Below are 6,170 nucleotides of genomic sequence, written 5' to 3'. Positions count from 1 at the left end.
CGCGGATTGACTTCGAGCACGTAGATATCGCCGTCCTTGATCGCAAACTGCACGTTCATCAGGCCGACCACGTCGAGGCCGAGCGCCATGTCGCGCGTCTGCTGCTCCAGCCGCTCGATCATCGCAGAATCCAGCGAATGCGGCGGCAGCGAGCAGGCGCTATCGCCGGAATGAATGCCGGCTTCCTCGATGTGCTCCATGATGCCGACGACGAAAGTGTCCTTGCCGTCGCACAGGCAGTCGACGTCGATCTCGATGGCATCAGACAGATAGCGGTCGAACAAGAGCGGGTTCTTGCCGAGCACGGTGTTGATCTGGCCGGTCTTGTCGTTCGGGTAGCGCGCCTTGACGTCGGCGGGCACCAGCTCCGGCAGCGTGCCGAGCAGGTAGTCGCCGAGTTGGGACTCTTCGCGGATGATCTGCATCGCGCGGCCGCCGAGCACATAGGACGGGCGCACCACGAGCGGCAGGCCGAGGTCGGCGGCGACGAGGCGCGCCTGTTCCACGGAATAAGCGATGCCGTTCTTCGGCTGCTTCAACTTCAACTTGTCGAGCACGCGCTTGAAACGGTCGCGGTCTTCGGCGAGATCGATGGCGTCGGGCGAGGTGCCGAGGATCGGCACGCCGGCGTCTTCCAGCGCATGCGCTAGCTTGAGCGGGGTCTGGCCGCCGAACTGCACGATCACGCCGTGCAGCGTGCCGTTCTGCTTTTCGGTGTCGATGATCTCCAGCACGTCTTCCGCGGTGAGCGGCTCGAAGTACAGGCGGTCCGCGGTGTCGTAGTCGGTCGATACGGTTTCCGGGTTGCAGTTGACCATGATGGTTTCATAGCCGGCGTCATGCAGCGCGAAGCAGGCGTGACAGCAGCAATAGTCGAACTCGATGCCCTGGCCGATCCGGTTCGGGCCACCTCCGAGAATGATCACCTTCTTGGCGTCGGTCGGTGCGCTCTCGTCGGCGAAGGAGCCTGCGAACGACGACTCGTAGGTCGAGTACATATAGGCGGTGGGGGAGGCGAATTCGGCGGCGCAGGTGTCGATACGCTTGAACACCGGGCGCACGTTCAGCGAACGCCTGAGCGTCTTGACCTCTTCCTCGGTCTTGCCGGCGAGCACCGACAGGCGCGCGTCGGAGAAGCCCATCGCCTTCAGCGTGCGCATGCCGAATGCGTTGGCCGGCAGGCCGTTTTCCTTGACCTTGGCTTCCATCTCGACGATGCCGCGCATCTCCGAGAGAAACCACGGATCGATCTTGCAGGAGTTGAAGATCTCGTCGTCGCTCCAGCCGAGCCGCATCGCCTGCGCGACCTGCAGCAGGCGGTCCGGCGTCGGCGTGCCCAGCGCGGCGCGGACGGCGTTCTTGTCGTCGCCGCGGCCGAGGTCGTCGATCTCGATTTCGTCGAGACCGGTCAGTCCAGTCTCGAGCCCGCGCAGCGCTTTCTGCAGCGACTCCTGGAAGGTGCGGCCGATCGCCATCACTTCGCCGACCGACTTCATGGAGGTGGTCAGCGTACGGCTTGCGCCGGGGAATTTTTCGAAATTGAAGCGCGGAATCTTGACGACCACGTAGTCGATGGTCGGCTCGAACGATGCCGGCGTGGCACCGCCGGTGATGTCGTTGGCGATCTCGTCCATAGTGTAGCCGACCGCGAGCTTGGCGGCGACCTTGGCGATCGGGAAGCCGGTAGCCTTAGAGGCCAGCGCCGAGGAGCGCGACACCCGCGGATTCATCTCGATCACGACCATGCGGCCGTCGGCCGGGTTGACGCCGAACTGCACGTTGGAGCCGCCGGTCTCGACGCCGATCTCGCGCAGCACCGCCAATGAGGCGTCGCGCATGATCTGGTATTCTTTGTCAGTGAGCGTCAGGGCAGGCGCGACGGTGATGGAGTCGCCGGTGTGGACGCCCATCGGATCGATGTTCTCGATCGAGCAGACGATGATGCAGTTGTCGTTCTTGTCGCGAACGACTTCCATCTCGTACTCTTTCCAGCCGAGCACGGACTCTTCGATCAGCACTTCGGAGGTCGGCGAGGCGTCGATGCCGCGCTCGACGATCTCGATGAACTCCGCCTTGGTGTAGGCGATGCCGCCGCCGGTGCCGCCCATGGTGAAGGACGGGCGGATCAAGGCCGGGAAGTCGATCACGTCGAGCGCGCGCAGCGCGTCCGGCAGCGTCTTGACCTGAACCGAACGCGGCGTCTCAAGACCGATCTTGGTCATCGCTTCGCGAAAACGCTGGCGGTCCTCGGCCTTGTCGATGGCGTCCGCGGTGGCGCCAATCATCTCGACGTCGAATTTCTCCAGCGTGCCCTGTTTGCGCAGGCTCAGCGCGCAGTTCAGCGCGGTCTGGCCGCCCATGGTCGGCAGCAGCGCGAAGCCGCCGGGAAGGATGTAGCGTTCCTTCTCGATGATCTTGGCGACGATCTCCGGGGTGATCGGCTCGATATAGGTGGCGTCGGCCAGTTCCGGGTCGGTCATGATGGTGGCCGGATTGGAATTGACCAGGACGATCCGGTAGCCCTCTTCCTTCAGCGTCTTGACCGCCTGGGTGCCCGAATAGTCGAATTCGCACGCCTGGCCGATCACGATGGGACCGGCGCCGATGATCAGGATGGTGGATATGTCAGTGCGTTTCGGCATTACATCTCGCGATTGGGGCAACTGGGCACAAAAAAAGGGCGCGCGTGTCGCGCGTCCCTGTGAGCCCGGGCGCGGGGCTATCCTCGCGCGCGGCTGTCTTTAGACCAGTTTAACGGGGCGGGGAAGGCATTTAAAGCCGCGATCAACCGGCAATTTGCGCCAGGTTGAGCCGCTGCCGGCTTGCCCGGAACAGATGCAGCACCAGCGCCGCCGTCACGCTGCAGCCGGCGATCCAGCCGATGTCGCTGGCGGGCAGATGGGCGACCACGGCCCCACCGGCAGCGCCGCCGATGGCGATCCCAAGGTACATCGCCGAGGCATTCAGCGACAGCGCGATCATCGGGGCATCGGGCGCGAGCCGGAGCAGGGTCGTGACCTGTGCCGGGTAGAACTTCCAGCCGGCGACGCTCTGCAGAAACATCAGCGCCAGGAAGATCGGCGCCGCGGCATGCGGGGGCGCAAATTTCAGCGCCAGCGACTGCAGCAGCAACGTTGCGATCACGATCGCCAGCGCCGTTGTGGCAGTACGGAACGAGCCCAGCCGGTCCACCAGGTGGCCACCGAGCAGATTGCCGGCCGCCGCGCCGATGCCGGACAGCAGCAGCGCAAAGCTGATGTCCGTCACCGTGAAACCGAGCGATCGCAGCGGCACCGAAAGGTAGGTAAAGGCGCCGATGGCGCCGGCCGCCCATAGCACGGTGATGAGCAGCGCCTGCAGCACTCCGCCGTGGCGGGCGATGGCGAAACGTTGTGCCAGCGTTGCCGTGGTTCGTGGCAGGCCGCGGGGCAGTCCGAGCTGCAGGCCGATGAGGGCGACGGTGCCCAGGATGGCGACCAGAACGAAGGCTGCCCGCCAGCCGAAATGGGAACCAATCAGGGTGCCGATAGGGACGCCGAGCACGGTCGCAACCGTCAGGCCGGACGTGACAAGCGCGATGGCGCGGCCGCGCCGTTCGGGCACGGCCATGGCGACCGCCACGGCGTTCGCGGTCGGCATGCACAGGCCGGCGCCCAGCGCCATCAACATGCGCGAGAGCATCAGCGTCGTAAAACCGTCGGCTGTCGCCGCAATCAGATTACCGACGATGAAGGCGACCAGCGCCAATGTCAGCGTGACCTTGCGGTCGAAGTCGTTAAACAGCACCGCTAGGATGGGCGAGCCGATCGCGTAGGTAAGGGCGTAGAGCGTGACGAGCTGCCCCGTCGCCGCCAGCGAGATGTGCACATCGGCTGCGATGACCGGCAAAAGGCCTGCGATCACAAAGGCTTCGCTACCGATTGAAAAGGCGGCGAGGGCCAGCCAGAAAATGCTCATTGTGAGGCTCCATAGTTCAATATTCATTGAACTATGGAATAAGCCGCCTGTCAATGTTCAATGACTATTGAACATTGCGTATGACCGGGATTCCCGGATATATCTGTGAGATGTCCCGTACTCCTGCGCATCCAGCTCGCGATCATATTCAACTTCCGCTGGTGCTCGACTGCCTGAGCGATCCCACGCGGCTGGCGATCGTTTGCAGTCTGGCCAGGCATAGTTCGGATACCGACATGTGCTGCGGTGATTTCAGCGGGTTCAGCGGCAAATCCAACCTCGCCTATCATTTTATGCGGTTGCGCGAGGCCGGGCTGGTGATGACCCGGGTCAAGGGCACCACGCGTTACATGACCCTGCGGCGCGATGATCTGGAAGCACGCTTTCCGGGCCTGCTGGATACGGTGATCAAGTCGGCGCTGGCCGATATGGAGCCCTGGATGCCGCCCGGATGCAGCCTTGTCCGCGAGAACGCAGACGAGACGTTCTGATTGCGCATCTTGGAGGCCCGGCCTGGATTCGAACCAGGATGAAGAGCAATGCACCGCTCCCGCGTTGAAACTTCCGCCACCGGGCCGGGCTCATCTTCGCCGATCACGCCGCGGTGGGCCATGTTAACCTCCGGTTAACCCTAACCGGAGGTTAACGAGATCGTTAAAATGCGTGACGGGCGACGAAGGTCACGCGCCAGGGGTTGTGGCCGATGTTGACCGGGGCACGGGACGCGATGAATCCGGCACCGGCGAGCTTCGCCAGCATCTCGCTTTCGCTGTAGCGCTGCAGCCCGATCTTGGTGCGCAACTGCCGGTAATCGGACAGCGCCGTCCGCACCAGCCCCCAAAGCGCGTCGGTGAGAAATCCGTGCTTCCAGGCGAGGCGCAGCAAAGCGGCGACGTCTCGGCCCATGCCGACGTCCGGCTGCAGGACATCGCCCACCACCAGCTTGCCTCCGGGCTTCAGCAGCCGCTTCATGATGGTGAATGCGCCATCGAGCTCGGCGGACGTCATGTATTGCGCCACCGAATTCATGATCGCCAGATCGAGCGATTTCTCGTCCATGTTACGCAGCTCGTCGAGCGAGCGCACCCGGATCTTGGTGATGCCAGCAAAGCGGGCGATCAGCCGGCCGCGCACGCCGGGCGCCGGCTCCGCCAGAATCAGCTTGCCACAAGCTGCCGCCACCTTGGCCGCCGACAGCGCCTCGCCGCAGGCGTAGTCGAGCACCACGGCGTCGGGTGAGGCGATGTAGCCGATGATGTCGCGGGCAAGCTCTTCGAAATGCACGTCGCGGTGTAGCCGGCTGGCGTAGATCGTATGCGTGGAATCGTAATAGTCGATCCAGTCGTCCATGGCTTGGCCCGGCTTTATGTTTGTTCCGCTGCGGGAACCGGTATAATTGTGAAGCGTTAAGGGTCTAGAGCGTTTTCAGGTGGGTGGGAAACCGCTTTCACCCCGAGAGACCTCGTTTTCAGTGATTGGGAGTGCTTTTCGACAAGACCTGCCGCCGCCTTCGCGCCATGGCTCGGCGACGCAATCTGTTCGAAATACCGCTCACGATCCGCCCACAGGAAGGTATCCACCGTGTCCCCAGCCAAGACCTCCTCGAAAGTTGCCGCCGATCTCGATACGCCCTCCGATCTGCCGCAGGATGCTACCGACAAGATCGCCAAGACGTTGAACGTCTTACTTGCCGACGCCTTTGCGCTCTATTTGAAGACCAAGAATTTTCACTGGCACATCAGCGGTCGTCACTTCCGCGACTACCATCTGATGCTCGACGAACAGTCGGATCAGATCTTCGCCACCACCGACGCTCTCGCCGAGCGCGTCCGCAAGGTCGGCGGCACCACGATCCGCTCGATTGGGCAGATCGCCAAGCTGCAGACTATCAAGGACAATGATGAGAGCTACGTACCGCCGCGCGGGATGCTGCGCGAGCTGATGAATGACAACAAGGCGATGGCTGCGGCGATGCGCAAGGCGCACAAGGTCGTGGACGACGTCGAGGATGCAGCCACCGCCGGCCTCTTGGAAAACTTCATCGACGAGACCGAGCGCCGCACCTGGTTCCTGTTCGAAGCCAGCCGCCAGGAAGGCGCCAACGCGGCTTAGGGGGCATGCCCACAATTTCGAGCGTTCGGGCAATGATGGTGGGCAGGCTTTGGCTTTGCCCACCAACGGTTTTACTTCCTCCACAGCCGCACCAGCGGTCC

The 6,170-nt window shown here is 63.2% G+C and carries 5 protein-coding genes and 1 tRNA gene; 2 read left to right on the top strand and 4 right to left on the bottom strand.

Annotated elements, in window-relative coordinates; genetic code table 11:
- On the bottom strand, positions 1 to 2,642 hold a 2,642-nt coding region (carB, locus tag JWR89_RS24765; protein ID WP_299720847.1), incomplete at its 3' end, for a carbamoyl-phosphate synthase large subunit.
- A 142-nt stretch (positions 2,643 to 2,784) separates the two neighbouring features.
- Complete coding sequence (locus JWR89_RS24760) at positions 2,785 to 3,957, bottom strand: MFS transporter (RefSeq protein WP_299720846.1); 1,173 nt, start codon at positions 3,955 to 3,957, stop codon at positions 2,785 to 2,787.
- Positions 3,958 to 4,067: 110 nt separating this feature from the next.
- On the opposite strand from JWR89_RS24760, the gene JWR89_RS24755 reads away from it, so the two are divergent.
- Positions 4,068 to 4,448 carry a helix-turn-helix transcriptional regulator gene (locus JWR89_RS24755; protein ID WP_299720848.1) on the top strand — a complete coding sequence of 127 codons (381 nt, stop codon included), beginning with the start codon at positions 4,068 to 4,070 and terminating at the stop codon, positions 4,446 to 4,448.
- Positions 4,449 to 4,458: 10 nt separating this feature from the next.
- On the opposite strand, the gene JWR89_RS24750 is transcribed toward JWR89_RS24755, so the two are convergent.
- Together JWR89_RS24750 and JWR89_RS24745 are read right to left on the bottom strand one after the other, a co-directional pair.
- A tRNA-His gene (locus JWR89_RS24750) sits at positions 4,459 to 4,534 on the bottom strand.
- Between the two features lie 77 nt (positions 4,535 to 4,611).
- Entirely contained in the window at positions 4,612 to 5,307 is a 696-nt protein-coding gene (locus tag JWR89_RS24745; protein ID WP_299720845.1) for a class I SAM-dependent methyltransferase, read from the bottom strand.
- A gap of 231 nt (positions 5,308 to 5,538) precedes the next feature.
- Here JWR89_RS24745 and JWR89_RS24740 point away from each other — a divergent pair, with 231 nt between their 5' ends.
- The gene (locus tag JWR89_RS24740; RefSeq protein ID WP_299720844.1) at positions 5,539 to 6,069 is read left to right on the top strand and encodes a DNA starvation/stationary phase protection protein; all 531 of its coding nucleotides are present in this window, start codon (positions 5,539 to 5,541) and stop codon (positions 6,067 to 6,069) included.
- The last annotated feature ends 101 nt before the right edge of the window (positions 6,070 to 6,170 follow it).

This window comes from Tardiphaga sp., assembly GCF_028290785.1.
In the GTDB taxonomy this organism is placed as follows: Bacteria; Pseudomonadota; Alphaproteobacteria; order Rhizobiales; family Xanthobacteraceae; genus Tardiphaga.
This window is presented reverse-complemented; position numbering and strand designations above follow the sequence as displayed.